We start from the raw sequence: 24985 nt of genomic DNA, 5'->3' as shown, positions 1-24985 counted from the left end.
TGTTTTTTAGAAGGCTTTTATGGTATAATTCTAAAGTTGAAAAGGGCTGATGTGGCAGTGTATGACTAGATTAGCCTTACCAGCCTTATAAAAGAAAAGACAAAAGGATAAACAAATGACAAAATTAAGAGAAGATATTCGTAATATCGCCATTATCGCCCACGTTGACCATGGGAAAACGACTTTGGTGGATGAATTGCTTAAGCAATCACAAACCCTTGATGCGCGTACGACCTTAGATGAACGTGCGATGGACTCAAACGATATCGAAAAAGAACGTGGTATTACAATCCTTGCTAAAAATACTGCAGTCTCTTATAACGATGTGCGTATCAATATCATGGATACGCCAGGACACGCGGACTTTGGTGGTGAAGTTGAGCGTATCATGAAAATGGTTGATGGTGTTGTTCTTGTGGTTGACTCTTATGAAGGGACAATGCCTCAAACACGTTTTGTATTGAAAAAAGCCTTGGAGCAAAACTTGACTCCGATTGTTGTTATCAATAAAATTGATAAGCCATCAGCCCGTCCAGAAGAAGTTGTTGATGAAGTCTTAGAATTATTTATCGAACTTGGTGCAGATGATGACCAGTTAGAATTCCCAGTGGTTTACGCTTCAGCCTTGAACGGGACATCATCTCTATCTGATAATCCAGCTGATCAAGAAAAAACAATGGCACCAATCTTTGACACCATCATTGAGCATATCCCAGCTCCAATTGATAACTCAGATGAGCCATTACAGTTCCAAGTGTCACTACTTGACTACAATGATTTCGTTGGTCGTATTGGTATCGGTCGTGTCTTCCGTGGAACAGTTAAGGTGGGTGATCAGGTAACCCTTTCAAAATTAGATGGTACAACCAAGAATTTCCGTGTCACAAAGCTCTTTGGTTTCTTCGGGCTTGAGCGTAAAGAAATTCAAGAAGCTAAAGCTGGTGATTTGATTGCTGTTTCTGGTATGGAAGACATCTTCGTTGGTGAGACAATCACACCGACAGATGCCGTTGAAGCATTGCCAGTTCTTCGCATTGATGAGCCAACGCTTCAAATGACATTCCTTGTTAACAATTCACCATTTGCTGGACGTGAAGGGAAATGGATTACCTCACGTAAGGTGGAAGAACGTCTTTTGGCAGAATTGCAGACGGACGTATCGCTTCGTGTTGAACCAACAGATTCACCAGATAAATGGACAGTATCAGGACGCGGTGAATTGCACTTATCTATCTTGATTGAAACCATGCGTCGTGAAGGTTACGAGCTACAAGTGTCACGTCCAGAAGTTATCATCAAGGAAATTGACGGTGTGAAGATGGAGCCATTTGAGCGTGTGCAAATCGACACACCTGAGGAATATCAAGGTGCTGTTATCCAGTCATTGTCAGAGCGTAAGGGTGAAATGCTTGATATGCAAGCAACAGGTAACGGACAAACACGCCTTGTATTCTTAGTACCTGCTCGTGGTTTGATTGGTTACTCAACAGAGTTCTTATCGATGACACGTGGTTACGGGATTATGAACCACACATTTGACCAATATTTACCAGTTGTTGCTGGTGAAATCGGAGGTCGTCATCGTGGTGCTCTTGTCTCAATTGATGCTGGTAAGGCAACCACATACTCTATCATGCGTATTGAAGAGCGTGGAACAATCTTTGTTAACCCAGGTACTGAAGTATATGAGGGAATGATTATCGGTGAAAACTCACGCGACAACGACTTGACGGTTAATATCACAACAGCAAAACAAATGACAAACGTGCGTTCAGCAACGAAAGACCAGACAGCTGTTATCAAGACACCACGTATTTTGACATTAGAAGAATCACTTGAGTTCTTGAATGATGACGAGTATATGGAAGTCACACCAGAGTCTATTCGTCTTCGTAAACAAATCTTGAACAAAGCAGAACGTGATAAAGCTGCTAAAAAGAAAAAATTAGCTACTGAAGAATAAGAATGGAAAGGAGGTCAAAATGACATATCTCATCATCGCTATACTTATTGTATTATATTATCTCTTCGGGGCACCCAAGAGTGTTAAAAATACAATGAATATGATTACTATAGTCGGTTTTGTTGCCTTGATGATTGTTTTGGCCTTTCTGACCTTTCTAAGAATCTTACAGTCTCCGCCAGAGGTGTTTGTTATAATTGGTATGGCAGTATTAGCTTATTTTACCTTGAAGGATATCTCACGATTGGGTGTTAAACGGTCAACGATTGGAAAATAAGTCTTGTTTGAAAATCTTATTGCTATATTAAGTGCCTCGTTATAATTGACAAAAAACTTAGTCCTTCATTGAAAGACTAAGTTTTTTGTTGCTTTATGTACTACACTAAAATGTGTTAAGGCAGAAGTTTCTATCTCAGACACTAATTAAAATGTGGATTGTATCTGATTTCAGTTCCAATAGTTGTATTCATACCATGTCCTGGGTGAACCACATAGTGTTCTGGAAGTGTGAACAGATTTTCTTTGATACCTCTGATTAAATCCTCATGGTTACTTGTAGGTAAGTCCCAGCGTCCAATGGTTCCCTTAAAAAGTGCATCTCCCGTGAATACTACGTCGTCATCGTGGAAGATAAAGGAAACGCCACCCCATGAGTGACCAGGTGTTTTAACCACAGAAAACGTAAAGTTACCTAAATAATAGGGGACGTCATATTGAAAATGCTCTTCAGCGGGTTTAGCAATAACATCAGGTAAATCACTGTGACGCTCAAGACCAGATAAATTATCGGTCGGTGTGTAGAGCCAACTAGCTTCTTTATCAGAGACATAGACTGGTGGATGTTCAAATGCTTCTCGAACGGCATCAAGCCCCATAATATGATCATAATGTGTATGTGTCAATAAAATAGCAATAACAGGTTTACCAAGTTCTTTGATTTTAGTGATAATAGTATCGCTATCGCTACCTGGATCGATGACGATAATGGCATCATCATTGCTAAGAATGTAAGTATTTTCGTGAACAACATGGTTAATAATTTTTGAAATCTTCATAAGAAAAGTGTATCATATTTTATCAAAAAAGCTAGTCAATAGGCTTAAAAAATAACTTTTTTAGTGTTGTTATTTTAAAAATTTTCAGATAATTTTATAGCCAAATGCTTTAAAATATGATAAACTGTAAAAAATTATCTTAGTGAGGATGAAAAATGGAAAAAAACTTGAATTTTGTGATGGTGTCCCCACATTTTCCAGCAAATTTTGAAACGTTTGCTCATCGTTTGCATCAAGCTGGTGTGAGGACTTTAGGCATCGGTGATGCCTCTTATGATGATTTAAGTCAGGGACTTAGGGAACATTTAACAGAATACTATCGTGTTGATGATATGCATGACTATGATCAGATGTATCGAGGTGTGGCTTATTTTGCTCACAAATATGGTAAGATTGACCGTATTGAATCTCATAATGAGTATTGGCTAGAGTTAGATGCCCAATTGCGTTCTGATTTTAATGTCTTTGGTTATAAGATCGACGAAATGGAAGGAATAAAGACCAAGTCGCAGATGAAGGAGATTTTTCGTGGTGCGGGTCTTAAAGTGGCACGTGGTCGTGTTTTCACAACTAATGAGGATGCAAGGCAATTAGCTGAAGACTTATCATACCCTGTGATTATCAAACCTAATTCAGGTGTAGGTGCTTCAGATACTTACAAGATTAAATCAGAACAGGAATTAGAGGAGTTCTTTGCTCAGCGTACTTTAGGTATTGACTACATCATGGAAGAGTTTGTTGATGGTGATATTGTTACCTTTGATGGTTTGGCTGACCAAGATGGTCAATTGGTTTTCTTCTCAAGTAATGAACATTCAGAATCCTTGTTGGAGACGGTGTCAAAGGATAAAGATATGTTTTATTACATACCACGAGAGATATCTCAAGAACTGATTGAGCTAGGACGTACTTGTGTCAAGGCTTTTAATGTGAGAGAACGTTTCTTCCATTTTGAATTTTTCCGCGTAAAGGCTACACAGGAGCTTATACCGCTTGAAATTAACGCTAGACCACCGGGTGGTTTGACAATTGATATGTGGAATTATGCTAATGATTTTGATATTTTCAGAGCTTATGCTAACTTGGTCAAAACCAATCACTTTGATGCTAAGATTAGTAGAGCTTATCATTGTGCTTACATCTCACGTAAGTCAAGTCATAGCTATCGTCATAGTATTGATGAGATTTTGGAAAGATACGGTCATCAGATTATTAGTATGCAACAAGTTCCGGGTGTCTTTGCGAAGATTATGGGAGATTTAGGCATCGTAGCAAGAACAAGAACTATGGATGAACTGAGAGATATGATTCGCTTTGTCCATGACAAAATGGAATAGTGAGGTAAGTGATGCATTTTGAGCAGAGAAGTCACTGGAGTAGTGAGTTAGGTAAGGAAATGGCTTTCAATGTCTATGGTCATGCAGGAAAACCAGTTATTGTATTTCCGTCTTCTGGTGGTAGTCAGAATGAATATGCTGATTTTGGGATGATTGAGGCTTGTAGTGATTTTATTAATAGGGGGCTGGTAACATTTTATACACCAGATTCTTATGATAGTGAGTCTTGGTTGAATTTTAATAAATCAGGACATGATATGGCGCTTGCTCATAACGCTTATGACCGTTATATCATCAATGAATTGGTTCCCTTGATCCGTCATGAGTCAGGCTGGTCCGGTGGTATGGTAGCAACAGGTTGTAGTATGGGTGGCTATCATACGATCAATTTTGCTTTTCGTCATCCAGATTTGTTTGATGTGGCAGTAGCTTTATCAGGTGTTTATGATGTACGTTTCTTTACAGGAGAGTATCATGGAGACGAGGTGATTTATCATAATTCACCTCTAGACTACCTCTGGAATCAAGAAGATGGTTGGTTTATTGACCATTATCGAAAAAATCGTTTTATTGTAGCCGTTGGTCAAGGAGCATGGGAAGAACCGCATGTTTCAGATACTAGGGCATTGGAAAGAGCTTTTCAAGCAAAATCATTAACCGGTTGGTTTGATTACTGGGGAGAAGATGTCGCACACGATTGGCCTTGGTGGCGTATTCAAATGCCTTATTTCTTGAACAGTTTAGAAGTGGATGGCTTATTAGGTTAAGGACATACAATGGGTTTAGAGAGTAATAGACGAATTTATGGCAAAAGTCTCTAATCTCGTCATTCAATTGATTATGACTATTTTATTGGATTGGTCGTCTAAACCAGCTTTGGTATGAGAGTTGCTCCCTCGTTAATGGTTAGAGGGGAGGAAGATAAGTGTGATTTCAATGAAATGATGCTTATCTTCCATTTTTAATGCTTTTAATAGTCTTTTTAGTATAAAGAAAACCACCTTAATAGGTGGTTAACACATTTTTAGTTATTGTAAGATGTCTATCTTTGACGTTGTTTACCAGCGTTACGCTTAGATGTAGGTTTGTTTTCAATTGTTTGTTGCGTTTTAGGTGTTACATCTTTTGGTGCGGCTGTTTTATGTTGGTATGGTTTTGGTGGATTGAGACGGTACTCTTCTTCAACTTGATGACGAATTTTAGGTTTAATGATGAACATAACAATCAATTGTTGAATGATAGAGAAGATTCCTCCGACTAGCCAGTAGAGTGCAACTCCTGCTGGAGATGACCAAGCAAAGAAGATCATCAAAATCGGTGTTGAGTACATCATGGTTTTCATCTGCTCGCGTTGTTCTTCTGGAACAGCCTGCATAGATAACCAAGCTTGGAAGAGGTACAAGGCAGCGATGATAGCAATCAATGGAATATCGCCAGAATGGTCTAACTGGAACCAAAGGAATTTAGAACCGGCGATACCTTCTGTATAGCGTGCTGCATAGAAAAGAGCAGTAAAGAATGGCCATTGAATTAGGACTGGCAGACATCCGATACCACCGAACATACTGATACCGTATTCTTTTTGAGCTGCCATCAATTCGGTTTGAATAGCCAGTTTTTCCTCTTGGGTTTCTGCTGTTTTTAACCTGTCTTGGATAGGTTGGAAGATGTAGTTGAGGTAATGACGCTTTTCAGCTTGGTAAGTTGATTTCCAACTTTGGTAAAGTCCAAGAGGCATGATGATCAGCACACGAATAAGAATCGTTACGATAATAATCGACAAACCATAGCCTAGTCCTTGATTGTCAGCAAAGTATTGAATAAGATCGCCCATAGGAGCGATTAAGAACTTATAGATAAGCCCTTCTCCTGTTGGTAAACCAGTTGTCTTGTCAGTAGGGACACACCCAGATAATAAGAATAGTAGGCTTAAGGCTAAACCTGAAAATAGAATACGTTTTAAATTTGTCACAATTGTCTTCCTTTTTTATGTAATACCTAACTATTCTACCTTTTTTTTCTTAAAATCACAAGATTTCTGCTGAAAAACTCTTAATCGACTCATCTAGACATTTTAAAACTATCATAATCCGGAAAATGTGTTAGCACAACATCAACGTAGGCAACTTTGGAAAAAGGATTCCCTTTTCGGATATTCTGAATAAATTCGGTGAGTTTTTGAGGGAATGGTGATTGAGCATGAATTTCGACTGTGCCATCATCATTATTCCAAACACGTCCATAAATATCGCCAATGGTCAAAGCTGTAGTATAAGTGAAAAAGCGAAAACCAACCCCTTGTACCCGACCTGACACTAATATTCGAACTTTTTGCATCTTGACCTCCAGTAGTCCTGTTACTGCTATTATAGCACAAATCACTAATCTGAATAGCGTTTTCATGTTGTGATTGGACTTGTTTTTAAAGACCTTGTAGTGAATAATATGGTATAATGTGATTATGATTAAAATAACATCACGAGCAAATAATCTAATCAAACAGACTAAAAAGTTACATCAAAAGAAATATCGCACACATGCTTACTTGATTGAAGGTTGGCATCTGGTAGAAGAAGCGGAGAAATCTGGTGCTTCGTTTAATCATGTTTTTGCCACAGAAGATCATGCCCAAGCAGTAGCTCATCTTCCTAATGTCATTATTGTTTCAGAGGAGATTTTGGCAGATTTAGCTCAGTCACCATCTCCACAAGGAGTTGTAGCAGCAATTGCCTATGATGTTCCTGTTTTACCAGACATATCACAAGGACGCTACTTGGTTTTGGAAGATGTGCAAGATCCAGGTAACCTCGGTACTTTAATTAGAACTGCTGATGCTGCAGGTTTTGATGCTGTTTTTATCTCAGATAAGAGTGCTGACATTTATAATGCTAAAACTTTGAGATCGATGCAAGGGAGTCATTTCCATCTCCCTGTTATCCGTTGTGATATTGTTGAGCTTATTGATAAAGCTAAGATATTGAAAACACCAGTACTAGCGACGACCTTGTCTTCTGAATCAGTAGATTATCAGACGGTTGACAAGTCATCTCGTTTTTTACTGGTCATGGGTAATGAAGGTAAGGGAATTTCTCAGGTGGTAGCTGATAAGGCGGATAAATTGGTTCATATTACCATGCCAGGACAAGCAGAAAGTTTAAATGTTGCCGTGGCAGGTGGTATCTTAATGTTTTATTTCATGTGATGATAGATATATGTTATAATAGTTCAAAACTTAATGAAAAGGAGTTTATATGTCAGAAAATACAATTTATGTTAATGAGCAGATGAGTCTTAATGCGTTTTACGCTAAAATTTATGGGTTTGTTGGTCTTGGAATTGGTTTGTCAGCACTAGTTTCAGCCATGATGTTAGTGTTATTCCCGCAAAATATCGCTTATCTCGCCATGACTTCCCCTTGGCTTTACTTTGCAGCAGGATTTATCGAATTAGCTTTAGTCATGTTTGCCAGTGGAGCTGCTCGGAAAAATAGTCCCATGGCTTTGCCACTCTACATTACTTATTCAGCTCTTAATGGCTTTACAATGACCTTTATTATTGCTAGATATGCACAAGCTACGGTTCTTGCGGCCTTTGTGTCATCATCTCTCTTATTTTTCACGATGGCAATAATTGGTCGCTTTATCAAAAAAGACCTGTCTGGTATGAGAAAAGCCTTGATGGCTGGTTTGATTGGCTTATTGATTGCTGGGTTGGTCAATATTTTCCTAAGAAGTTCAGGAATGAGTTTCATGATTAGCCTTGTTTCTGTTGTGATTTTTTCAGGCTTGATTGCTCATGAAAATCAGTTAATCAAGAATGTTTATCGCAGCACAGGCGGTCAAGTCAATAATGGTTGGGCTATTTCGATGGCTCTCAGCCTTTATCTTGATTTTGTCAACCTTTTCCTTAGCTTACTTCGTCTTTTTGGAAGAAATGACTAAGATAACTGACTACTAAAAACATTTCCAACATTTCTTTTGGAGATGTTTTTTTCCTTAGAGATGTTTTTCAAAGGCAAGTAGATAATTGAAAAAAAAGCATAAATCTGATATACTTATTGAAGTGAATAAAAGTAGGAGTTATAGAATATGAATACATTTTTATGGATTTTATTGGTATTAGCAGCTTTCGGTGGTGGATTCTTTGCAGGAGCTTACACCCTACGCAAGCAAGTTGAAAAGGACTTTGGTGAGCACCCACGTTTGACACCAGATGCCATTCGTGAAATGATGTCTCAAACAGGTCAGAAGCCAAGTGAGGCTAAAATTCAGCAAACCTATCGTCAAATCATTAAGCAACAAAAAGATGCAATGGCAAAAGCAAAGAAAAAATAATGATAGCTTGCATGATAGCTAAAAAATAGAGTTCAAAGGATAGACTATCTTATTCAAAAAGTGAGGTTGGAAGGGTTCCAACCTCTATTTTAGAAGGAAAATATTATGGATACCAGACCGATTGGATTTTTAGATTCTGGTGTGGGTGGCTTAACAGTTGTACGCGAACTGATGCGTCAGCTTCCACATGAAGAAGTTGTTTATATTGGAGACTCTGCTAGGGCCCCTTATGGTCCTCGCACAGCAGAACAAATTCGAGAGTTCACTTGGGATTTGGTCAATTTTTTACTGACCAAAGACGTTAAAATGATTGTTTTTGCTTGTAATACCGCAACGGCGGTAGCTTGGTCAGAAGTTAAGGCAGCTTTAGATATTCCTGTTGTGGGTGTCATTTCACCTGGCTCTAGTGCAGCAATTAAGTCAAGTACAACTGGTCATATTGGAGTGATTGGCACACCTATGACGGTCAAATCTGATGTTTACAAAGAGACAATAACTGGCTTAGCTCCTCAGATAGATGTTAAGAGTTTGGCTTGTCCTAAATTTGTACCGATTGTTGAATCCAATCAGGTGAGTTCAAGTTTGGCTAAAAAAGTGGTTTATGAAACATTGGAGCCTTTAGTTGGTCAGGTTGATACCTTGGTTATGGGCTGTACGCATTACCCCTTACTCAGACCTATCATTCAAAATGTGATGGGACCAGAGGTTAAATTGATTGATAGCGGAGCAGAGTGTATTAGAGATATTTCTGTTCTGTTGAATTATTTTGAGATTAATCACCCTCGACAAGATCGTGATAAAAAACATCGTTTTTATACAACGGCCAGCAGTAGCAGTTTTAAAGCTATCGCTCAAGAATGGTTACAAGAGGAAATAGAAGTGGAGCATGTAGATTTATGAGTGACAAGATTTACGAATACAAAGATGATCATAACTGGTTTATCGGCAGATGGGGTGGCTTTAATCTGATTGGTCGCATGTTTGACGGGCATGGTGATGACCTGATGAGATTATCACATGCTTTGGAAAATTTAGTTGAGTCACCTAGATTAGATGAGTCATCTGACTGGGATAGCAAGGGATATGATGTCAACGTCCTAAAATACGACAATCCATTTCTCTTGATGTCCTTTGTCATTGATATGATTAATCAAGAAATGGGGCGCCAACTGACCATTACCCAACATCAAGGAGCCGTTTTGGTAACAGAGGGCGATAAATTAGTATTAGTTCACCTCCCAGAAGGTGGAGTTTCCAAAGCAGCTTTTTTTGGTAAAGAAGACCAAGCGTTAGCTGTCGGTGATACCATATTGATTGCGACTAAAAATGAGGGTAAGACAAAAGAGTTTAGGCAAATGTTTGCTAGTCTTGGGATTGCTGTGGAAAACTTGAATGACTACCCTGATTTGCCTGACGTGGCTGAAACAGGGACAACCTTTGAAGAAAACGCCCGTCTAAAAGCTGAGACGATTGCAAAATTGACGGGACGTATGGTTTTGGCCGATGATTCAGGCTTAAAAGTTGATGTGCTAGGTGGCTTACCTGGAGTATGGTCAGCTCGTTTTTCAGGGCCAGATGCCACGGATGCTAAAAATAATGCTAAGCTCCTTCACGAATTAGCAATGGTATTTGATTTGAAAAACCGAAGTGCTCAATTCCATTCCACTTTAGTTGTTGCAAAACCAGGTAAAGAAAGTTTGGTTGTTGACGCTGATTGGCATGGGTATATTGGTTTTGATGCTAAGGGAGAAGGAGGTTTTGGTTATGATCCTCTGTTCTTGGTAGGTGAAACAGGGCGTAGTGCTGCTGAGTTATCTGCTGAGGAAAAAAATGCCATTTCACATAGAGGCTTAGCTTTACAAAAATTAATGAAGGAGTTCCCAACATGGCTAGCTACAAATTAGTTGTAATGAGTGATTCTCATGGAGATAGGGCAGTTGTTGAGGCAATCAAGGCAAGATATGAGGGACAAGTTGCAGCCATTTTCCACAATGGGGATTCTGAAATTCCAGCTAAAGAATCTGTTTGGACAGGTATCAAGGTAGTGCGTGGTAATTGTGATTGGGATGGGGATTATCCTGATGATTTGGTGACTCGCTTTGAAGGCCTAACGATTATTCAAACGCACGGACATCTTTATGGTATCAATTTTGATTGGAGTCGCTTAGATTTACTGGCTCAATCAGAGGATGCTGATATTTGTCTTTATGGGCATCTCCATCGTCCAGCAGCTTGGCGAAACGGTAAAACAATATTTGTCAATCCTGGTTCTGTTAGCCAGCCTAGAGGTGATATTAAGGAATGCCTCTATGCTGTTTTGACGGTGACTGATGATAAAATCAAGGTTGATTACTACACGCGTGAACATGATTTATACCCAAGTTTATCAAAGGAATTTGACAGATGATTGCTAGAGAATTTGAAACCTTTTTAAGTGTTTATCACGATTCTTACATGACCCCTACAGACGAATTGGCTATCTTTATTGATACTCATAACACAGACCATGCCTTATTGTTGTTAGCCAGTAATGGTTTTTCACGAGTTCCAGTAATGACCAAAGATAGACGCTATATAGGAACCATTAGTGCGGCTGATATTGTTGGCTATCAGGCTGAGCACCAGATTAGTGATGATGATTTTGCTACTATGGATATTTCATTAATGGTGAATAAAAGAATTCCATCTATCTTGCCAACGGCAAGTTTAACTGAAATCATGCATAAATTAGTAGATGCGTCTTTCCTACCTGTTGTTACAGAAGAACAGCATTTTTTGGGAATTGTCACACGAAAAGCCATTTTAAAGAGTATTAATAGTCTCTTACATGATTTTAAAAAACATTATGATATAGTTGAAAAAGAGGATGGTTCAGCCGGTTGAAAAGTCAAGACGTAACTAATAGTAAGAAATCTTTATTGGTACAGGAGATAGAGCCTTTTATATCACAAAAGAATTTGTCTCATAATTCGCGTCAGGCTTATTACTACGACCTTGAGCAGTTCTGTCAGATGGTAAGTGATATCAACGAGAAGACTCTTTTGCATTATCGTCACTTTTTAGAGGGACTTAGTAAAAGTGCTCAACAACGTAAGCGTTCGGCTGTGAATCAATTTTTATATTTTCTCTATCAAAAAAATATAATACCGGCATTCTACAAAATAGAGCTTAGTACAAGGCTTAAGTCACAAGTTGGTACTAAACAGATGGAGCCTCTCTTGGATTGGTCCTTTCTATACGAAGAACAGGACTTGAGTAATGGCTATTTGATTGTTCTTTTGATGATAGATTTAGGATTATTACCGAGTGAGATATTAGGGATTAAGGTTAGTGATATAGACCTTACATTTAGGATTTTAACGATTAGACAAGGTAAATTGCAACGCACTCTTGCCTTGTCTGCTTTTGTTAGTTCAGTACTAGAAAAACAGCTATCAGGGTCTTATCTCTTTGACCATGGAGGAAAACCTTACACAAGGCAATGGCTGTTTCATCAGCTTAACCGTTATTTGATTGAGATTGGCAGAGAAACATTGACGGCTCAAAAATTGAGAGAGCAATTTATTTTGCAACAGGTCAAGGAAGGAAAGTCTATTTTGGAATTAGCAAAAGCCTTAGGGTTAAAAACAACAGTGACTTTGGAGAAGTATTATCAATTAAATGGATATTAAATTAAAAGATTTTGAGGGACCTTTGGATTTATTATTACATTTGGTCTCAAAGTATGAAATGGATATTTATGATGTGCCTATCGTAGAAGTCATCGAACAGTATTTGGCTTTTATTGCGACACTACAGAGCATGCGTTTAGAAGTAGCGGGCGACTACATGGTGATGGCGAGCCAACTCATGCTAATCAAGAGTCGAAAGCTCCTCCCTAAAGTTGTCGAGCCACTTGTACAGGAAGATGACCCTGAATTGACCCTTTTGACGCAGTTAGAAGAATATAAAACCTATAAAGAACTTAGTGGTGAAATCGCTAATCAGCATGCTTGGCGGACACAATTTTTTGCCAAACCTAAGGAAGAATTGATTTATGATGACATGGTATTGAATCATGACAAGACAACATTGGATATTTTCTTAGCCTTTTCGATGATTATGTCAGCTAAACAGGAATCAATCAAACATGATCACACGGTTATTGAGCGTGAGGACTACAAAATTGAAGATATGATGACAAGAGTTGAAGAGGCATTGACTATTAACAAACAATTACCGTTATCAGAACTGTTTGCAAGCAGTCAAAGCCTTACAGAAATGATAACCCTATTTTTGGCAACCTTGGAATTGATTAAGGTGCATAAGGTTTTTGCCTATCAAGCAGAGACCTTTGGAGAAATTCTACTAGAAGGAGAGCCAAGATGACATATATCGCACAACTAGAAGCCGTACTTTTTGTAGCTGGTGAAGAGGGGGTTTCACTGAGGCAATTAGGAGAATTACTAGATGTTACACCGTCAGCCCTATATCAGCAACTGGAACGATTGAAGGAAAAGTATGATGCTGATGAGAATAGTGCGCTCTGCCTTCTAGAGACTGCCAAAACTTACAAACTGGTGACAAAAGCTAAACATGCTGAGTTATTACGTTCTTATGCCAAGACACCTATCAATCAAAGTTTGTCACGAGCAAGTTTAGAAGTGTTGTCCATTATTGCGTATAAGCAACCAGTGACTAGAGTGGAGGTAGATGATATTCGAGGCGTCAATTCTAGTGGAGCCATTACGAAATTATTATCTCTAGGGTTAATCAAAGAAGATGGTAAAAAAGAAGTTTTAGGACGTCCTAATCTCTATGTGACAACAGACTATTTCTTAGACTTTTTAGGTATAAATCATCTTGATCAATTACCAGATGCTAGCGCCATAGAACTAAAAGAGGAAGAAGTCACATTGTTTAAGGAAAAGGAAGATAATCAAGGGGAAAAAGATGAGAATTAATAAATTTATAGCCCATGCTGGTGTAGCTAGTCGTCGTAAGGCTGAGGAGTTGATTAAGCAAGGCTTGGTCACACTTAATGGTCAGGTGGTCACCGAGTTAGCTACCCTAGTCAAGTCAGGTGACAGAGTAGAGGTTGAAGGCAGTCCTATTTACAATGAGGAAAAGGTCTATTATCTCTTAAACAAACCCAAGGGTGTGATTTCAAGTGTTTCAGATGATAAAGGACGTAAGACAGTGGTTGATTTAATGCCGACGGTTCGAGAGCGTATTTATCCTGTTGGGCGCTTGGACTGGGATACATCAGGGGTCTTGATTTTGACTAATGATGGTGATTTTACGGATAAAATGATTCACCCTCGAAATGAGATTGATAAGGTCTATTTGGCGCGTGTGAAAGGCATAGCAACTAAGGAAAATTTACGCCCCTTGACACGAGGTGTTGTTATCGATGGTAAGAAAACAAAACCAGCCCGTTACACGATTATCAAAGTTGAACCTGATAAAAATAGATCAGTTGTTGAGTTGACCATTCATGAAGGACGAAATCATCAAGTTAAGAAAATGTTTGAGTCAGTTGGTCTTTTAGTAGATAAATTATCACGGACAAAGTTTGGAACCCTAGATTTAACTGGTTTACGTCCGGGAGAATCACGTCGTCTGAGCAAAAAAGAGGTAAGTAAACTCCATAATGCCGCAATCAATAATACCAAATAAGGTTTGAAGGAGAACGATGTTAAAAAGGCTTTTGATTTTGCCAGTTAAGTGTTATCAGAGGTGTTTATCCCCACTGTTTCCACCGTCATGCCGTTTTCGCCCAACCTGCTCTAACTATATGATAGAGGCTATTGAAAAGCATGGTGCAAAAGGTGTATTGATGGGAGTTGCCCGTATCTTACGCTGTCATCCCTTTTCAAAAGTTGGAGATGACCCCGTACCAGAGAGGTTTAGTTTGAGAAGACAAACAAAATCTTAGATTGGTATTTTTGAGCGAGTTATTGTAAATACCTCAACAGAGTCAGCAAACGAATGGCTAAAAATATAAACTAAAAAATTAACCCATACTCTCAACATGAGCTCATTGTCAACTGTAGTGGGTGGATGAGAAGCTAACCTCTGGAGAGAATCACATTAGTTCTCTCCTTTTTGATGTTTAAGGCAATCAAAATTCTTTTTTTAAAGTTGTCATCTTTCGGCATCCAAAGGCATTTCGTTTGATGACTTTGACGAGATTGTTTGTGGCTTATAGTTTGGCATTTGAGTAAGGTAGCTTTAAAGCATTGATAATTTTGTCCCTGACAATGTTGTCATTTTGGGGCAGGATAGTCCAGTTTAGCGAGGATTTCCTTGTGGGTCCCTAGTGTCCACAATCTCCAAAATAGTGATATTGGTTTTTTATTCCGAGTAGGTTTGTGATAAACTCCTCGCTTTTTTATTTTTAGGCTCGGGAAGAACTAGTCACTCCCCTGACTAGTTCTTTATTCCATATGAGTCTTTCTAATGATGGTTTAGTCGCTTTTCATTATAGGTCACATGGGACTTTTTGGTATTCAAAAGACTCTATAACCTCTATGGTGGAGTTACCCACTAAAGAAATTATAGAGCTTACCCGTGGTGCTAGTTGATGTCAAAATACTTCAAATTATAAGCTAGTATGAATTGTTCAAGTCTCAATTGTAATCCAGATAGTCCCCTAGCCAACGTCTGCTCAATATCAAATAGAGAACAAAGTTCCGAAAAGCGAGTTTCAATTGTCCGTCTCCATGCTAGTAACTGCCTGTTGTTATGTTGCTTTGCGCCGACCATGTTTTGACGCAAGGGAGTCCACAAATGATAGCCTTTATGCCCCAACTTATCTTTTAGCTCTTGACTGAGATATCCTAAGTCCGCAAGGGCAACAGTTTGTTTACAGCCTTCTAGCAGTTCATCAACGACTTTAATATCATGGATAGAAGCTGGTGTCACAACATAGTTCAATATAACACCCGATAATGTGACCAGCATATGAACTTTAAACCCATAGAACCATAAGTGTTTAGAGGCATTGTAGCCAATATCAGCTAAACCTTTGAAAACCTTCGCTTTGTGATTGCGAATAGGTTGGCACAAAGGCATAGGAAAACTGTCCATGATCACAATGGTATCTGATGAGATTGGCTTATTCAACGCTTGACGAATGAGTTGAACCACCCCAATAAGCTGTCTTGTCCGTCTATTAAAGCGACTTCTCTCCAGTAAGTTTCTGCCAAAGAAAAGGTGACAGATTCTATAGAAACGGCGCTGAGAGGTTATTCCTAACTCAGCTTGAAGTAACAATAAAACAAGAAGTGACACATCAGAAACCTTAGATAAGCCAACATTTTTACGATGTTTTAGTGATTTGGGACAATAATCACGATAACATTGAGAACATATTTGAGTTAATTGTGCTATACTCCATTGTAAATGATGGGATTTTGCAGTATACTGTAAGTGGCTCAAAAGAACTACCTCCTGTCTGTTTTGTCACTTACAGTATAGCTCTTTTGGGCTTTTTAGTATACTTTGACATCAACTAGCACCACGGGTAGAGCTTTTATTATCAAGAAGGTGTTGTTGAATAGTTGTCAGTGAGTTGGTTCACATCATAAAAGGAGGTTAGTAAAAAAAGAGGCTGCTTTTCCTAAACGACAATGCTTTGTCTGGTGTTTGTTAGTCTTTCGGGTTTTGTTAGATGTGCTATATCAGTTATTGAAATGTTAAACTGTTCTTTGACAGTATTTTCACTTCGCGTTTGAAAACTTAGCTCAAGCTTACCCTATTTTCTGTAAAAAATGATATAATAAAATCAATAAAACGTTTACATGTATCAGACTAGAGGTAAGATTATGACAGAGATTGATTATCAAAATGTGACTGGTTTAGTACACTCAACAGAGAGTTTTGGAACGGTGGACGGTCCCGGCGTTCGTTTTGTTGTATTTATGCAAGGGTGTAAAATGCGTTGTCAGTATTGCCATAACCCAGACACTTGGGAAATGGTTAATCCTAAGGCGACGACTAGGACGGCTGAAGATGTTTTGAATGAGGCCTTGCGCTATAAGATGTTCTGGGGAAAAGACGGTGGCATTACGGTTTCTGGGGGTGAGGCCACTCTCCAAATAGACTTCTTGATTGCTCTCTTTCATTTGGCAAAGGAAAAAGGGATTCATACAACACTTGATACCTGTGCATTGACTTTCAGAAATACACCTGAGTATCTGGAAAAGTATAATCAATTGATGGCAGTAACCGATTTGGTCTTATTGGATATTAAGGAGATTGATACAGAACAACATAAGATTGTAACAGGTCATGGCAATCAAACCATTATAGAATGTGCTCGCTATCTTTCAGATATTGGTCAACCAGTTTGGATTCGTCACGTCTTGGTTCCTGAATTGACCGATCGTGATGATGATTTGATCAAGTTGGGAGAATTTGTCAAAACGCTGAAGAATGTCGATCGTTTTGAGGTCTTGCCTTATCATACAATGGGTGAGTTTAAGTGGCGTGAATTGGGTATTCCTTACCCCTTAGCTGGAGTGAAACCACCGACTGCTGAACGTGTTAGAAATGCTAAAGCATTGATGGAAACTGAAAGCTATGAAGATTATAAAAAGCGTATAGGTGTTTAAAAAGGTGAGAAACCTTAGTGTAGGATCAGACAAGTCAATCTGATAGTGAGTATTGAGCACAACTCTATCACTCTAGAAGTCTGTTATCTTTTATGCTGAGACTAATCAGACTAATCTAATGACTAAGATTTTTTCCCTTCTTTTGCTTAAATGTTTAATTTTTGCTAAAATAGAGTGACTATGAAAAATGAGGTAAGAAACATGACAAAATTTTTAGTTTTTGGTCACCAAAATCCTGATACGGATGCTATTGCATCCGCTTATGGTTGGGCCTATCTTGAACGTGAAGCTTTTGGACGTGATGCAGAAGCAGTTGCATTAGGAACGCCAAATGAAGAAACAGCTTTTGCTTTGGATTACTTTGGTGTAACTGCACCTCGAGTGGTGATATCAGCCAAAGAAGAAGGTGTTAGTCAAGTTATTTTAACTGATCATAATGAATTCCAACAATCTATTTCTGATATTAGAGAGCTTGAAGTAGCAGCTGTTATTGACCACCACCGTGTTGCCAATTTTGAAACAGCAAACCCACTTTATATGCGCCTTGAACCAGTTGGTTCAGCTTCTTCAATTGTTTATAAAGCATTCAAGGAAAGTGGTGTAACACCTCCTAAAGAAGTAGCAGGTTTACTGCTGTCTGGATTGGTTTCAGACACCCTATTGTTGAAATCACCAACAACCCATGCTAAAGATCCTCAAATCGCTGCAGAATTGGCTGAATTAGCTGGGGTTGATTTAGAAACGTATGGTTTAGCTCTTTTAAAAGCTGGTACAAATCTTGCTAGTAAATCTGCTGATGAGTTGATTGATATTGATGCGAAAACATTTGAGTTGAATGGTCATCCTGTTCGCGTTGCTCAAGTCAATACAGTTGATATCGCCGAAGTTCTAGAGCGTCAAGTCGACATTGAAGAAGCTATGACTAAGGCCATGACTGCTGAAGGTTATTCAGATTTTGTATTGATGATTACAGATATTATCAATTCTAATTCAGAGATTTTAGCGCTTGGTAGTCATATGGACAAAGTCGAAGCAGCGTTTGGCTTTAAACTTGTTAATAACCACGCTTTCTTGGCAGGTGCCGTATCGCGTAAAAAACAAGTTGTTCCACAATTGACAGATAGTTTTAATGCTTAATCAAGTTGTTCCACAATTGACAGATAGTTTTAATGCTTAATGAACAAAAGACAGGACGGTTACAGATGACTTGTCCTGTTTTAAATATCATGAGGAAAACCTAAAAGGATATAAAATCTGATAAATCACTGACCATAATAAGGGCACTTATTGATAAATTTTAGCAGGTATTTTATTCAGTCATTATAGATACCCAAATGCTCTAGATGAGTTTGTAGGGTGATCATTTTAGCAATAATAAGATGATTACTGAGCTTAGCATTCATGGTTTGCTTTTAAATGTTTCTTGATACAGCTAAGTGTATCACTGACACATAAATAACCTTTAATATTTTATTGAATTATGTTATAATGAGCCTATTGATAACAAGGAGGATATTATGGCTTTAGCAAAGATTGTCTATGCTAGCATGACAGGTAACACAGAAGAGATTGCAGATATTGTTGCCAAAAAATTAGAGGAACTTGGTCATACAGTTGAGGTTGATGAATGTACAACTGTTGATGCGAATGCTTTCGAAGATGTGGATATTGCCATTGTAGCGACTTATACCTATGGTGATGGGGAGCTTCCAGATGAAATTGTTGATTTTTATGAAGAATTAAAAGATTTAGATTTAGCAGGCAAGGTTTATGGCGTAGTTGGCTCTGGTGATACCTTCTATGATGAGTTTTGCAAATCGGTAGATGACTTTGAGGCAGCTTTTGCTCGAACAGGTGCTATTCGTGGAGCAGAGTCTGTAAAGGTGGATTTAGCTGCTGAAGATGAGGATATCGTACGTTTGGAAGCATTTGCTGAACAGGTTTCTCAAAACGTGCAGTAAGGTTCATCTTGTAGGGAACCAAAAGAGGGTGTAAAGGATGGATTTAGACCAGATACGAGAAAAAATTGATCACATTGATCAGCAGTTAGTCGTACTTTTAGAAGAACGTATGGCTTTAGTTGAGTGTGTAGTGGCTTATAAAAAAGCTAATGATATACCGATTGTTGATCAGATTAGAGAGCGTGCCCTGCTAGAGAACATAGCTGATAATATCTCTAATAGAGCTTATGAAACCACTCTTTTGAATATTTTTACGGATATCTTGTCAAGATCTAAGGAATATCAATCATCTTATTTTGACTAATGGTGGTAACTGATTTAGCTAAAGAATGACATGTTTTGACACATGGAGGTAGGTATGACTTATCATCATGTGTCCTTTTTTATAAGACCTGTCCAATTTTAAGGGGTAGCTATGGAATTATTAGGACGATTATTCTTGCTGTTATTTTGGATATTCTTTTTCATATTCTTATGTGTAGATATAGCTAATGTGAGACCTAAATGGCGAAAAGCTTATTATTTACTTTGCCTATTGACATTGTTGATAAGTATTGCCACTTTTATAGCTATGTCTATGGGACTAATTATAGTTATTAGAAGTTTTTTGATAAATGGATTCTCTAACGGCCAGGATACTATTATGTCTATGGTAGTTGTGATGGCCACTCTTGTTTCTCTTGGGTTCGTTATCTATTCGTTTAAGCATGTTATAGCTAAAACACGTTATTTACAAGCTAATCGCAAAAAGTAATAGATGATTATTTATGTCAGAGAGTACAGTCATTAAGGCAAATTATGGTATAATAAAAGTATCAAACATCTGAGGAGGCTTGCATGGCAGTTAAAGATTTTATGACTAAAAAAGTGGTTTACATTTCACCAGAAACAAAGGTTTCTCAGGCTGCAGATTTGATGAGAGAGCAACGATTACGTCGTTTGCCAGTTATTGAAAATGATAAATTAGTCGGTTTGGTGACTGAGGGAACATTAGCAGAGGCTAGTCCATCTAAAGCGACAAGTCTTTCCATTTACGAAATGAATTATCTGCTAAATAAGACAAAGGTTAAAGATGTGATGATTAAAGATGTCGTTACTGTGAACCCGTATGCCAGCCTAGAAGATGCCATTTATTTGATGATGACACATAAGGTAGGCGTTTTACCTGTTGTTGATGGTCAACGTGTATCAGGTATTATTACAGATAAAGATGTCTTTAGAACTTTCTTGGAAGTGTCTGGCTATGGTGAGGAAGGTGTTCGTGTTAGGGTCATCACGGACAATAAAGTTGGCGCATTAGCACAAGTTGTGAATGCGATTGTTGATGAAAACCTAAATATTCGTCGCACTATTGAAGTCACACGACCATCAGGAGAAGTAGTCATTGAAATTCAAATCGATGGCGACTTTGACACAACAGTGCTGAAAGATAAAATGACAGCCTTAGGTATTAGAGTAGAATCGATTGATAAAACAGAGACCAAAGCTATCTTTTAAACCCAAAGAGCCGATTTCAGTTAGATCTGACGTGTTCAATAGCGATGCTGAAGATTTTTGTTGATAACGATGATTAGCTGTTCTATGCCGATACAAACTGTATGAAGATGGGGTAGACAACATAGGACGCTAGAAATTAGTTCCTGTTGTCCCTCTCTTTTTTAAGTGTTTTTATAAAATAATAGATGAGTAACTTTAGCAAGGATTAATAATGACCAAGGGAATTTTAATGACAATTGAAGGGCCAGACGGAGCTGGTAAAACAACGGTATTAGAACGTGTGCTACCCTATTTGAAAGAACATCTAACTTGCCCAGTTGTGATGACAAGAGAGCCAGGAGGTATTGCTATTTCAGAAAAAATTAGAGAAATTATTCTGGATAGTCGTCATACCCACATGGATGCTAAGACAGAGTTATTGCTCTTTATTGCTGCTAGACGGCAGCACTTTATTGAGAAGGTTTTACCAGCACTGAAACGCGGAGAGTTGGTTTTAATTGATCGTTTCATTGATAGTTCTTTGGCTTATCAGGGCTATGGTCGTGGTTTGAACAAGGATGAAATTAGTTGGCTAAACAGTTATGCTACAGATGACATGAAACCTGATTTGACCCTATATTTTGATGTGGATACAGAGACAGGTCTAGCACGTATCAACCAAAATAATCATCGAGAAGTTAACCGACTAGATTTGGAAAAGGTGGATATGCATCAGAGAGTTAGGGCTGGCTATCAGGAGTTGGCTAAGAAAGAACCGAACCGTATTATAACGATTGATGCTAGTCGTGAGTTGTCCCAAGTTGTTAACGATGTAGCTATACTGATTAAGGATTTTGTAGAGAAAGGCGACTATGTCGGTTAGAGCTTACCAACCCAAAATTGTGGAGTATTTTTGTAATGTTTTATCGGAAAAACGTTTGAATCATGCCTACCTTTTCTCAGGGCATTTTGGAAGTTTTGATATGGCTATTTTACTGGCGCAAACGTTGTTTTGTCCAACTCCTAAAGAAGGACTTGCTTGCGGAACTTGTCGCAGTTGTCAACTGATTGAAAATCAAAGTTTTCCAGATGTTAGGGTTATTGAGCCGGTTGGCAATGTGATTAAGACAGATCTGATTAGACAGGTAGTTAGTGAATTTTCTCAATCTGGATTTGAAGGGAAAAAGCAGGTTTTTATCATTAGAGATAGTGATAAGATGCATGTCAATGCTGCAAATAGCTTGCTTAAAATGATTGAGGAACCATCTTCGGATAGTCACATTTTTTTACTGACAGAAGATGAACATAAAATATTACCAACTATTCGAAGTCGTTGTCAATTGATTCGATTTCCAAAAGATATCGCTTATCTCGTTAATGATTTGGAGCAACTAAGTCTGTTAAAAAGCCAAGCTCGTCTTTTAGCCCAAATTGCAAAGGACATTTCAGAAGCTAGACAGTTAGCAACTTCATCTAAAATACTAGATTTATTAACGGCTAGTCAGTCTTTTGTTAAGCAATGGCAGAAACCAACACAACAGTTTTACTTAGAATCAACTCGTTTAAGTATGCTACCTGCAGATAAAGGTGAACAAGAATTGGTGTTTAAAATGTTGGCTGCTATTATAGGGCAGAATAAGACGTTTGCTACTGTGAAACGCCTTGAAGATCTAGAGTGTGCTAGAAAAATGTGGCAAGCTAATGTTAGTTTTCAGAATGCGCTTGACTACATCGTTTTATCAGCTAGTTAAAGTGATTGTTGTGATACTTAGAGAGGAACAAGGATAATGAACAAAAAAGAATTATTTAATGTTTTCAATGGTTTTTCGGGTAATCTAATAGACACACTGTCACAGTTAGATAATCTCAAACAAGAGGTTCAACAGGTGATTGAAGAAAATGCTCGCTTGCGTATTGAAAATAGTCAGCTCAGAGAATTGTTAGCGCAAACGGTCACACCTAAAAAGCATGATAAACCTAACCATCAGGTCAAAGATCATTTAGAAAGTATTTATGAGGAGGGTTTCCATATTTGTAATTCTTTCTACGGTCAACAAAGAGATGATGGAGAATGTTTTTTCTGCTTAGAGTTACTGGATAGAAAGAGTTAACATGGAAGTACAAAAAAGTTTTAAAGGTCAATCTGAGTATGGGACCTTATACCTCGTTCCGACTCCTATTGGAAATCTAAAAGATATGACTTTTCGAGCTATTGAGGTTTTAAACACTGTTGACCTTATTGCTGCAGAAGACACGAGAAATACTGGATTGCTGCTTAAGCATTTTGATATTGCAACCAAGCAGATGAGTTTTCATGAACATAATGCCTTTGATAAAATTCCAGAGATTCTTCGTCTACTGAAAGAAGGTAAGTCAATTGCTCAAGTATCGGATGCTGGCTTGCCAAGTATTTCTGATCCTGGACATGATTTGGTTAAAGAAGCCATTAAAGTGTCTATTCCAGTAGTAGCTTTACCAGGAGCAAGCGCTGGTATAACGGGGCTAATTGCTTCAGGCTTAGCTCCACAGCCTCATATTTTTTATGGCTTTTTACCACGTAAATCTGGTCAGCAAAAAGATTTTTTACGGTCTAAAAAAGAGTACCCAGAGACACAGATTTTCTATGAATCACCTTATCGTGTTCAGGAAACGTTAGAGCATTTATTAGAAATCTACGGAGATCGAGAAGTTGTATTAGTTAGAGAACTGACCAAGGTTTTTGAGGAGTATCAAAGAGGGTGTATTTCAGAATTGATTAGCTACTTAGATGAGCATCCTGCTAAAGGAGAATGTCTCTTGATTGTATCTGGTTTTTCTCCCGAAGCCATTGAGTTAAATGATGAAAATTTAGATATTGCAAGTTTGGTGCGAGATGAGATTGAGAAAGGTTTGAAACCTAATCAGGCTATAAAAGTTATAGCTAAGCAGTATCAGCTTGACAGACAAGACGTTTATAAGAGCTATCATAATATAGAATGAGTATGAAGATATTGTAACATTATCGTGGAGGAAGAGGAGTATGAAAAAAGCAATATGGATAACTTGCAGCCTCATAGTAGCCGCATTAGTTCTGACGATTTATCTGATTCTTAGACCAAGTGTTGAAAAGTTAACACTAGATGATCAGGCAGATCTGTTGTTATTGACAGATAAGGGAATTAGCTCTTTGACCATTAGAGACAATGACCTAGCGCTTACTAAGACATCATTAACCAATTTATCTTATGTGCAAGAGATTGATAAAAAAGGTACTGATGGCAGATACTTTGTCTTTTCAGAAACAGATGCTAATTACGTCATGTCGCTTGATTTGAAAGAAGGTCTACTATATAGGCAACCAGTAAACTCCTATGAACTTGGCTTAGCGGTCAATGGTCAAAAAGGGGCTTACAGCCTTGTTGGGAATGAGTTAGTTGCTTATGATAAATTGGGGCATGAACGTCAGCGTATGAGCTTAGGAGATGAGGAAGACCATTTCTACGATGCGCAGCTAGTTTTGAATAACGGTCTTATCTATGTCATAAATCATGTCCTTAGTAATGACCAATCGACTGGTTCTGACCATTTCTATCTGACTATTATTGATGAATCTAATTTTACTATTGTTGATCATATTTCAATACCAGACATTTCGATTGCTTCTGGTGGAGGTATTTTAGATGCGATTATTGTTGGGAACGACCTCTATTACTTGGTTGTTAATTTGGAAACAGTATTGACAGAAGAAGGTTCTGCATATGTTAAATCACGACTTCTTCAAAAAATTAATTTGACAACATTTGAATCCTCCTCCCTACCAATAGACAAGGAATCTCCGGATTTTTTATACCCGTTGGCGAATGACGGACGTTTATTAATTGAGCATAGTCATTACGAAAATGACCTTAAGTTGCTTACTGCGATTGACTTAAAAACTGGCGAACAAGAGGTGTTTAATCTTTCTGAGGATCTACAGTTAGGAGATAGTATGTCAAACTTGCAGTCTATAGTTGCTTTAGATGACCAACGTTTAGTGATTTTAACACAAGTCTCTTATAGCGACTCTAAACAGGAACCTGCTAGTCTTTATCTGTATGATATGGTTAATAAGAAAGTTCTCTCTCAGTTAACCCTAGAAGATGAAAACAGTGTAGGTCTCTTATCCATACCCAAGAAATAACCCTAATCTTGAGGAATGTGACATCTATTTCTCAAGGTTTATTGTTGATCATAGTAAAAAGCTTGACGAACTGAACCTCTAAAAGACGGTGTTCGTCAAGCTT

At 38.2% G+C, this 24985-nt stretch carries 30 protein-coding genes and 1 pseudogene; 26 read left to right on the top strand and 5 right to left on the bottom strand.

What is annotated here, in order from left to right; genetic code table 11:
• Positions 1 to 115 precede the first annotated feature (115 nt).
• Both typA and ACVRZH_RS02590 read left to right on the top strand, forming a co-directional pair.
• Entirely contained in the window at positions 116 to 1963 is a 1848-nt protein-coding gene (gene typA, locus ACVRZH_RS02595; RefSeq protein WP_447453769.1) for a translational GTPase TypA, read from the top strand.
• A 19-nt stretch (positions 1964 to 1982) separates the two neighbouring features.
• Entirely contained in the window at positions 1983 to 2240 is a 258-nt protein-coding gene (locus ACVRZH_RS02590; protein ID WP_447453768.1) for a DUF3165 family protein, read from the top strand.
• 142 nt (positions 2241 to 2382) lie between these two features.
• Here ACVRZH_RS02590 and ACVRZH_RS02585 read toward each other — a convergent pair whose 3' ends face one another.
• Entirely contained in the window at positions 2383 to 3018 is a 636-nt protein-coding gene (locus ACVRZH_RS02585) for an MBL fold metallo-hydrolase (RefSeq protein ID WP_447453767.1), read from the bottom strand.
• Positions 3019 to 3173: 155 nt separating this feature from the next.
• Here ACVRZH_RS02585 and ACVRZH_RS02580 point away from each other — a divergent pair, with 155 nt between their 5' ends.
• Together ACVRZH_RS02580 and ACVRZH_RS02575 are read left to right on the top strand one after the other, a co-directional pair.
• Positions 3174 to 4355, top strand: a complete 1182-nt coding sequence (locus ACVRZH_RS02580) for an ATP-grasp domain-containing protein (protein ID WP_447453766.1) — start codon at positions 3174 to 3176, stop codon at positions 4353 to 4355.
• Between the two features lie 11 nt (positions 4356 to 4366).
• Entirely contained in the window at positions 4367 to 5122 is a 756-nt protein-coding gene (locus ACVRZH_RS02575; RefSeq protein ID WP_447453765.1) for an esterase family protein, read from the top strand.
• 275 nt (positions 5123 to 5397) lie between these two features.
• Here the strand turns inward: ACVRZH_RS02575 and yidC are convergent, their stop codons facing one another.
• Positions 5398 to 6330, bottom strand: coding sequence for a membrane protein insertase YidC (gene yidC, locus ACVRZH_RS02570; protein ID WP_447453792.1), 933 nt, complete (start codon positions 6328 to 6330; stop codon positions 5398 to 5400).
• An 86-nt stretch (positions 6331 to 6416) separates the two neighbouring features.
• Positions 6417 to 6692 carry an acylphosphatase gene (locus ACVRZH_RS02565; RefSeq protein WP_447453764.1) on the bottom strand — a complete coding sequence of 92 codons (276 nt, stop codon included), beginning with the start codon at positions 6690 to 6692 and terminating at the stop codon, positions 6417 to 6419.
• Between the two features lie 124 nt (positions 6693 to 6816).
• On the opposite strand from ACVRZH_RS02565, the gene ACVRZH_RS02560 reads away from it, so the two are divergent.
• From ACVRZH_RS02560 to yidD, 12 genes are all read left to right on the top strand, one after another.
• On the top strand, positions 6817 to 7557 hold the full coding sequence (locus tag ACVRZH_RS02560) for a TrmH family RNA methyltransferase (protein WP_447453763.1): 741 nt from the start codon (positions 6817 to 6819) through the stop codon (positions 7555 to 7557).
• Between the two features lie 49 nt (positions 7558 to 7606).
• A complete protein-coding gene (locus tag ACVRZH_RS02555) occupies positions 7607 to 8296 on the top strand; it encodes a Bax inhibitor-1/YccA family protein (RefSeq protein ID WP_447453762.1) in 690 nt (229 codons plus the stop codon).
• Between the two features lie 147 nt (positions 8297 to 8443).
• On the top strand, positions 8444 to 8689 hold the full coding sequence (locus ACVRZH_RS02550) for a YneF family protein (protein WP_447453761.1): 246 nt from the start codon (positions 8444 to 8446) through the stop codon (positions 8687 to 8689).
• A gap of 105 nt (positions 8690 to 8794) precedes the next feature.
• Positions 8795 to 9589 carry a glutamate racemase gene (gene racE / locus ACVRZH_RS02545; protein ID WP_447453760.1) on the top strand — a complete coding sequence of 265 codons (795 nt, stop codon included), beginning with the start codon at positions 8795 to 8797 and terminating at the stop codon, positions 9587 to 9589.
• Complete coding sequence (locus ACVRZH_RS02540) at positions 9586 to 10593, top strand: nucleoside-triphosphate diphosphatase (RefSeq protein WP_447453759.1); 1008 nt, start codon at positions 9586 to 9588, stop codon at positions 10591 to 10593. The genes racE and ACVRZH_RS02540 overlap by 4 nt, the downstream gene beginning before the upstream one ends.
• A complete protein-coding gene (locus ACVRZH_RS02535) occupies positions 10575 to 11096 on the top strand; it encodes a metallophosphoesterase (protein WP_447453758.1) in 522 nt (173 codons plus the stop codon). The genes ACVRZH_RS02540 and ACVRZH_RS02535 overlap by 19 nt, the downstream gene beginning before the upstream one ends.
• Complete coding sequence (gene cbpB, locus ACVRZH_RS02530) at positions 11093 to 11572, top strand: cyclic-di-AMP-binding protein CbpB (protein ID WP_447453757.1); 480 nt, start codon at positions 11093 to 11095, stop codon at positions 11570 to 11572. Before ACVRZH_RS02535 ends, cbpB begins: the two co-directional genes overlap by 4 nt.
• Complete coding sequence (xerD, locus tag ACVRZH_RS02525; RefSeq protein WP_447453756.1) at positions 11569 to 12360, top strand: site-specific tyrosine recombinase XerD; 792 nt, start codon at positions 11569 to 11571, stop codon at positions 12358 to 12360. Before cbpB ends, xerD begins: the two co-directional genes overlap by 4 nt.
• The gene (locus ACVRZH_RS02520) at positions 12350 to 13057 is read left to right on the top strand and encodes a segregation/condensation protein A (RefSeq protein WP_447453755.1); all 708 of its coding nucleotides are present in this window, start codon (positions 12350 to 12352) and stop codon (positions 13055 to 13057) included. Before xerD ends, ACVRZH_RS02520 begins: the two co-directional genes overlap by 11 nt.
• Positions 13054 to 13632: an SMC-Scp complex subunit ScpB gene (gene scpB, locus ACVRZH_RS02515; RefSeq protein WP_447453754.1), complete on the top strand. Its 579-nt coding sequence runs from the start codon at positions 13054 to 13056 to the stop codon at positions 13630 to 13632. Before ACVRZH_RS02520 ends, scpB begins: the two co-directional genes overlap by 4 nt.
• Positions 13622 to 14347 carry a pseudouridine synthase gene (locus ACVRZH_RS02510; protein WP_447453753.1) on the top strand — a complete coding sequence of 242 codons (726 nt, stop codon included), beginning with the start codon at positions 13622 to 13624 and terminating at the stop codon, positions 14345 to 14347. The genes scpB and ACVRZH_RS02510 overlap by 11 nt, the downstream gene beginning before the upstream one ends.
• Before the next feature lie 16 nt (positions 14348 to 14363).
• Entirely contained in the window at positions 14364 to 14606 is a 243-nt protein-coding gene (yidD, locus tag ACVRZH_RS02505) for a membrane protein insertion efficiency factor YidD (RefSeq protein WP_447453752.1), read from the top strand.
• Between the two features lie 133 nt (positions 14607 to 14739).
• Here the strand turns inward: yidD and ACVRZH_RS02500 are convergent.
• Both ACVRZH_RS02500 and ACVRZH_RS02495 read right to left on the bottom strand, forming a co-directional pair.
• Positions 14740 to 14927: pseudogene (locus ACVRZH_RS02500) on the bottom strand (transposase); the annotation flags it as partial.
• A 320-nt stretch (positions 14928 to 15247) separates the two neighbouring features.
• Entirely contained in the window at positions 15248 to 16111 is an 864-nt protein-coding gene (locus ACVRZH_RS02495) for an IS982 family transposase (protein WP_447453751.1), read from the bottom strand.
• Between the two features lie 386 nt (positions 16112 to 16497).
• Between ACVRZH_RS02495 and pflA the strand changes: the two genes are divergently transcribed.
• The 10 genes from pflA to ACVRZH_RS02445 all read left to right on the top strand — a co-directional run bounded on the left by pflA (position 16498) and on the right by ACVRZH_RS02445 (position 24882).
• Positions 16498 to 17286: a pyruvate formate-lyase-activating protein gene (pflA, locus tag ACVRZH_RS02490; protein WP_447453750.1), complete on the top strand. Its 789-nt coding sequence runs from the start codon at positions 16498 to 16500 to the stop codon at positions 17284 to 17286.
• A 201-nt stretch (positions 17287 to 17487) separates the two neighbouring features.
• Positions 17488 to 18423 (top strand): manganese-dependent inorganic pyrophosphatase, encoded by a 936-nt coding sequence (locus ACVRZH_RS02485; protein ID WP_447453749.1) that lies wholly within the window; start codon positions 17488 to 17490, stop codon positions 18421 to 18423.
• Between the two features lie 380 nt (positions 18424 to 18803).
• Complete coding sequence (locus ACVRZH_RS02480) at positions 18804 to 19247, top strand: flavodoxin (protein ID WP_447453748.1); 444 nt, start codon at positions 18804 to 18806, stop codon at positions 19245 to 19247.
• A gap of 37 nt (positions 19248 to 19284) precedes the next feature.
• Positions 19285 to 19551, top strand: a complete 267-nt coding sequence (locus ACVRZH_RS02475; RefSeq protein ID WP_447453747.1) for a chorismate mutase — start codon at positions 19285 to 19287, stop codon at positions 19549 to 19551.
• Between the two features lie 533 nt (positions 19552 to 20084).
• Positions 20085 to 20744 carry a CBS domain-containing protein gene (locus tag ACVRZH_RS02470; RefSeq protein WP_447453746.1) on the top strand — a complete coding sequence of 220 codons (660 nt, stop codon included), beginning with the start codon at positions 20085 to 20087 and terminating at the stop codon, positions 20742 to 20744.
• Between the two features lie 211 nt (positions 20745 to 20955).
• Complete coding sequence (tmk, locus tag ACVRZH_RS02465; RefSeq protein ID WP_447453745.1) at positions 20956 to 21606, top strand: dTMP kinase; 651 nt, start codon at positions 20956 to 20958, stop codon at positions 21604 to 21606.
• Positions 21596 to 22474 (top strand): DNA polymerase III subunit delta', encoded by an 879-nt coding sequence (locus ACVRZH_RS02460; RefSeq protein ID WP_447453744.1) that lies wholly within the window; start codon positions 21596 to 21598, stop codon positions 22472 to 22474. The genes tmk and ACVRZH_RS02460 overlap by 11 nt, the downstream gene beginning before the upstream one ends.
• A 36-nt stretch (positions 22475 to 22510) precedes the next feature.
• Complete coding sequence (locus ACVRZH_RS02455; protein WP_447453743.1) at positions 22511 to 22834, top strand: initiation-control protein YabA; 324 nt, start codon at positions 22511 to 22513, stop codon at positions 22832 to 22834.
• Position 22835: 1 nt separating this feature from the next.
• Positions 22836 to 23702, top strand: coding sequence for a 16S rRNA (cytidine(1402)-2'-O)-methyltransferase (rsmI, locus tag ACVRZH_RS02450; protein ID WP_447453742.1), 867 nt, complete (start codon positions 22836 to 22838; stop codon positions 23700 to 23702).
• 40 nt (positions 23703 to 23742) lie between these two features.
• Positions 23743 to 24882 (top strand): hypothetical protein, encoded by a 1140-nt coding sequence (locus ACVRZH_RS02445; RefSeq protein ID WP_447453741.1) that lies wholly within the window; start codon positions 23743 to 23745, stop codon positions 24880 to 24882.
• Positions 24883 to 24985 lie beyond the last annotated feature (103 nt).

It is taken from the genome of Streptococcus fryi (assembly GCF_053206505.1).
The sequence above is the reverse complement of the archived record's forward strand: the minus strand, read 5'-3'. Positions and strand labels throughout refer to the sequence as shown.

What these genes read in the sequence shown, in the direction of transcription:
- pflA (WP_447453750.1), top strand. Translation starts at nt 16,498, where the DNA reads ATGACAGAGATTGATTATCAAAATGTGACTGGTTTAGTACACTCAACA.
- ACVRZH_RS02590 (WP_447453768.1), top strand. Translation starts at nt 1,983, where the DNA reads ATGACATATCTCATCATCGCTATACTTATTGTATTATATTATCTCTTC.
- ACVRZH_RS02535 (WP_447453758.1), top strand. Translation starts at nt 10,575, where the DNA reads ATGGCTAGCTACAAATTAGTTGTAATGAGTGATTCTCATGGAGATAGG.
- ACVRZH_RS02540 (WP_447453759.1), top strand. Translation starts at nt 9,586, where the DNA reads ATGAGTGACAAGATTTACGAATACAAAGATGATCATAACTGGTTTATC.
- ACVRZH_RS02470 (WP_447453746.1), top strand. Translation starts at nt 20,085, where the DNA reads ATGGCAGTTAAAGATTTTATGACTAAAAAAGTGGTTTACATTTCACCA.
- rsmI (WP_447453742.1), top strand. Translation starts at nt 22,836, where the DNA reads ATGGAAGTACAAAAAAGTTTTAAAGGTCAATCTGAGTATGGGACCTTA.
- ACVRZH_RS02550 (WP_447453761.1), top strand. Translation starts at nt 8,444, where the DNA reads ATGAATACATTTTTATGGATTTTATTGGTATTAGCAGCTTTCGGTGGT.
- ACVRZH_RS02445 (WP_447453741.1), top strand. Translation starts at nt 23,743, where the DNA reads ATGAAAAAAGCAATATGGATAACTTGCAGCCTCATAGTAGCCGCATTA.
- ACVRZH_RS02565 (WP_447453764.1), bottom strand. Translation starts at nt 6,692, where the DNA reads ATGCAAAAAGTTCGAATATTAGTGTCAGGTCGGGTACAAGGGGTTGGT.
- ACVRZH_RS02485 (WP_447453749.1), top strand. Translation starts at nt 17,488, where the DNA reads ATGACAAAATTTTTAGTTTTTGGTCACCAAAATCCTGATACGGATGCT.
- cbpB (WP_447453757.1), top strand. Translation starts at nt 11,093, where the DNA reads ATGATTGCTAGAGAATTTGAAACCTTTTTAAGTGTTTATCACGATTCT.
- ACVRZH_RS02555 (WP_447453762.1), top strand. Translation starts at nt 7,607, where the DNA reads ATGTCAGAAAATACAATTTATGTTAATGAGCAGATGAGTCTTAATGCG.
- ACVRZH_RS02475 (WP_447453747.1), top strand. Translation starts at nt 19,285, where the DNA reads ATGGATTTAGACCAGATACGAGAAAAAATTGATCACATTGATCAGCAG.
- ACVRZH_RS02460 (WP_447453744.1), top strand. Translation starts at nt 21,596, where the DNA reads ATGTCGGTTAGAGCTTACCAACCCAAAATTGTGGAGTATTTTTGTAAT.
- ACVRZH_RS02455 (WP_447453743.1), top strand. Translation starts at nt 22,511, where the DNA reads ATGAACAAAAAAGAATTATTTAATGTTTTCAATGGTTTTTCGGGTAAT.
- ACVRZH_RS02580 (WP_447453766.1), top strand. Translation starts at nt 3,174, where the DNA reads ATGGAAAAAAACTTGAATTTTGTGATGGTGTCCCCACATTTTCCAGCA.
- racE (WP_447453760.1), top strand. Translation starts at nt 8,795, where the DNA reads ATGGATACCAGACCGATTGGATTTTTAGATTCTGGTGTGGGTGGCTTA.
- ACVRZH_RS02575 (WP_447453765.1), top strand. Translation starts at nt 4,367, where the DNA reads ATGCATTTTGAGCAGAGAAGTCACTGGAGTAGTGAGTTAGGTAAGGAA.
- typA (WP_447453769.1), top strand. Translation starts at nt 116, where the DNA reads ATGACAAAATTAAGAGAAGATATTCGTAATATCGCCATTATCGCCCAC.
- ACVRZH_RS02585 (WP_447453767.1), bottom strand. Translation starts at nt 3,018, where the DNA reads ATGAAGATTTCAAAAATTATTAACCATGTTGTTCACGAAAATACTTAC.
- ACVRZH_RS02560 (WP_447453763.1), top strand. Translation starts at nt 6,817, where the DNA reads ATGATTAAAATAACATCACGAGCAAATAATCTAATCAAACAGACTAAA.
- scpB (WP_447453754.1), top strand. Translation starts at nt 13,054, where the DNA reads ATGACATATATCGCACAACTAGAAGCCGTACTTTTTGTAGCTGGTGAA.
- ACVRZH_RS02480 (WP_447453748.1), top strand. Translation starts at nt 18,804, where the DNA reads ATGGCTTTAGCAAAGATTGTCTATGCTAGCATGACAGGTAACACAGAA.
- ACVRZH_RS02520 (WP_447453755.1), top strand. Translation starts at nt 12,350, where the DNA reads ATGGATATTAAATTAAAAGATTTTGAGGGACCTTTGGATTTATTATTA.
- tmk (WP_447453745.1), top strand. Translation starts at nt 20,956, where the DNA reads ATGACCAAGGGAATTTTAATGACAATTGAAGGGCCAGACGGAGCTGGT.
- ACVRZH_RS02510 (WP_447453753.1), top strand. Translation starts at nt 13,622, where the DNA reads ATGAGAATTAATAAATTTATAGCCCATGCTGGTGTAGCTAGTCGTCGT.
- yidD (WP_447453752.1), top strand. Translation starts at nt 14,364, where the DNA reads ATGTTAAAAAGGCTTTTGATTTTGCCAGTTAAGTGTTATCAGAGGTGT.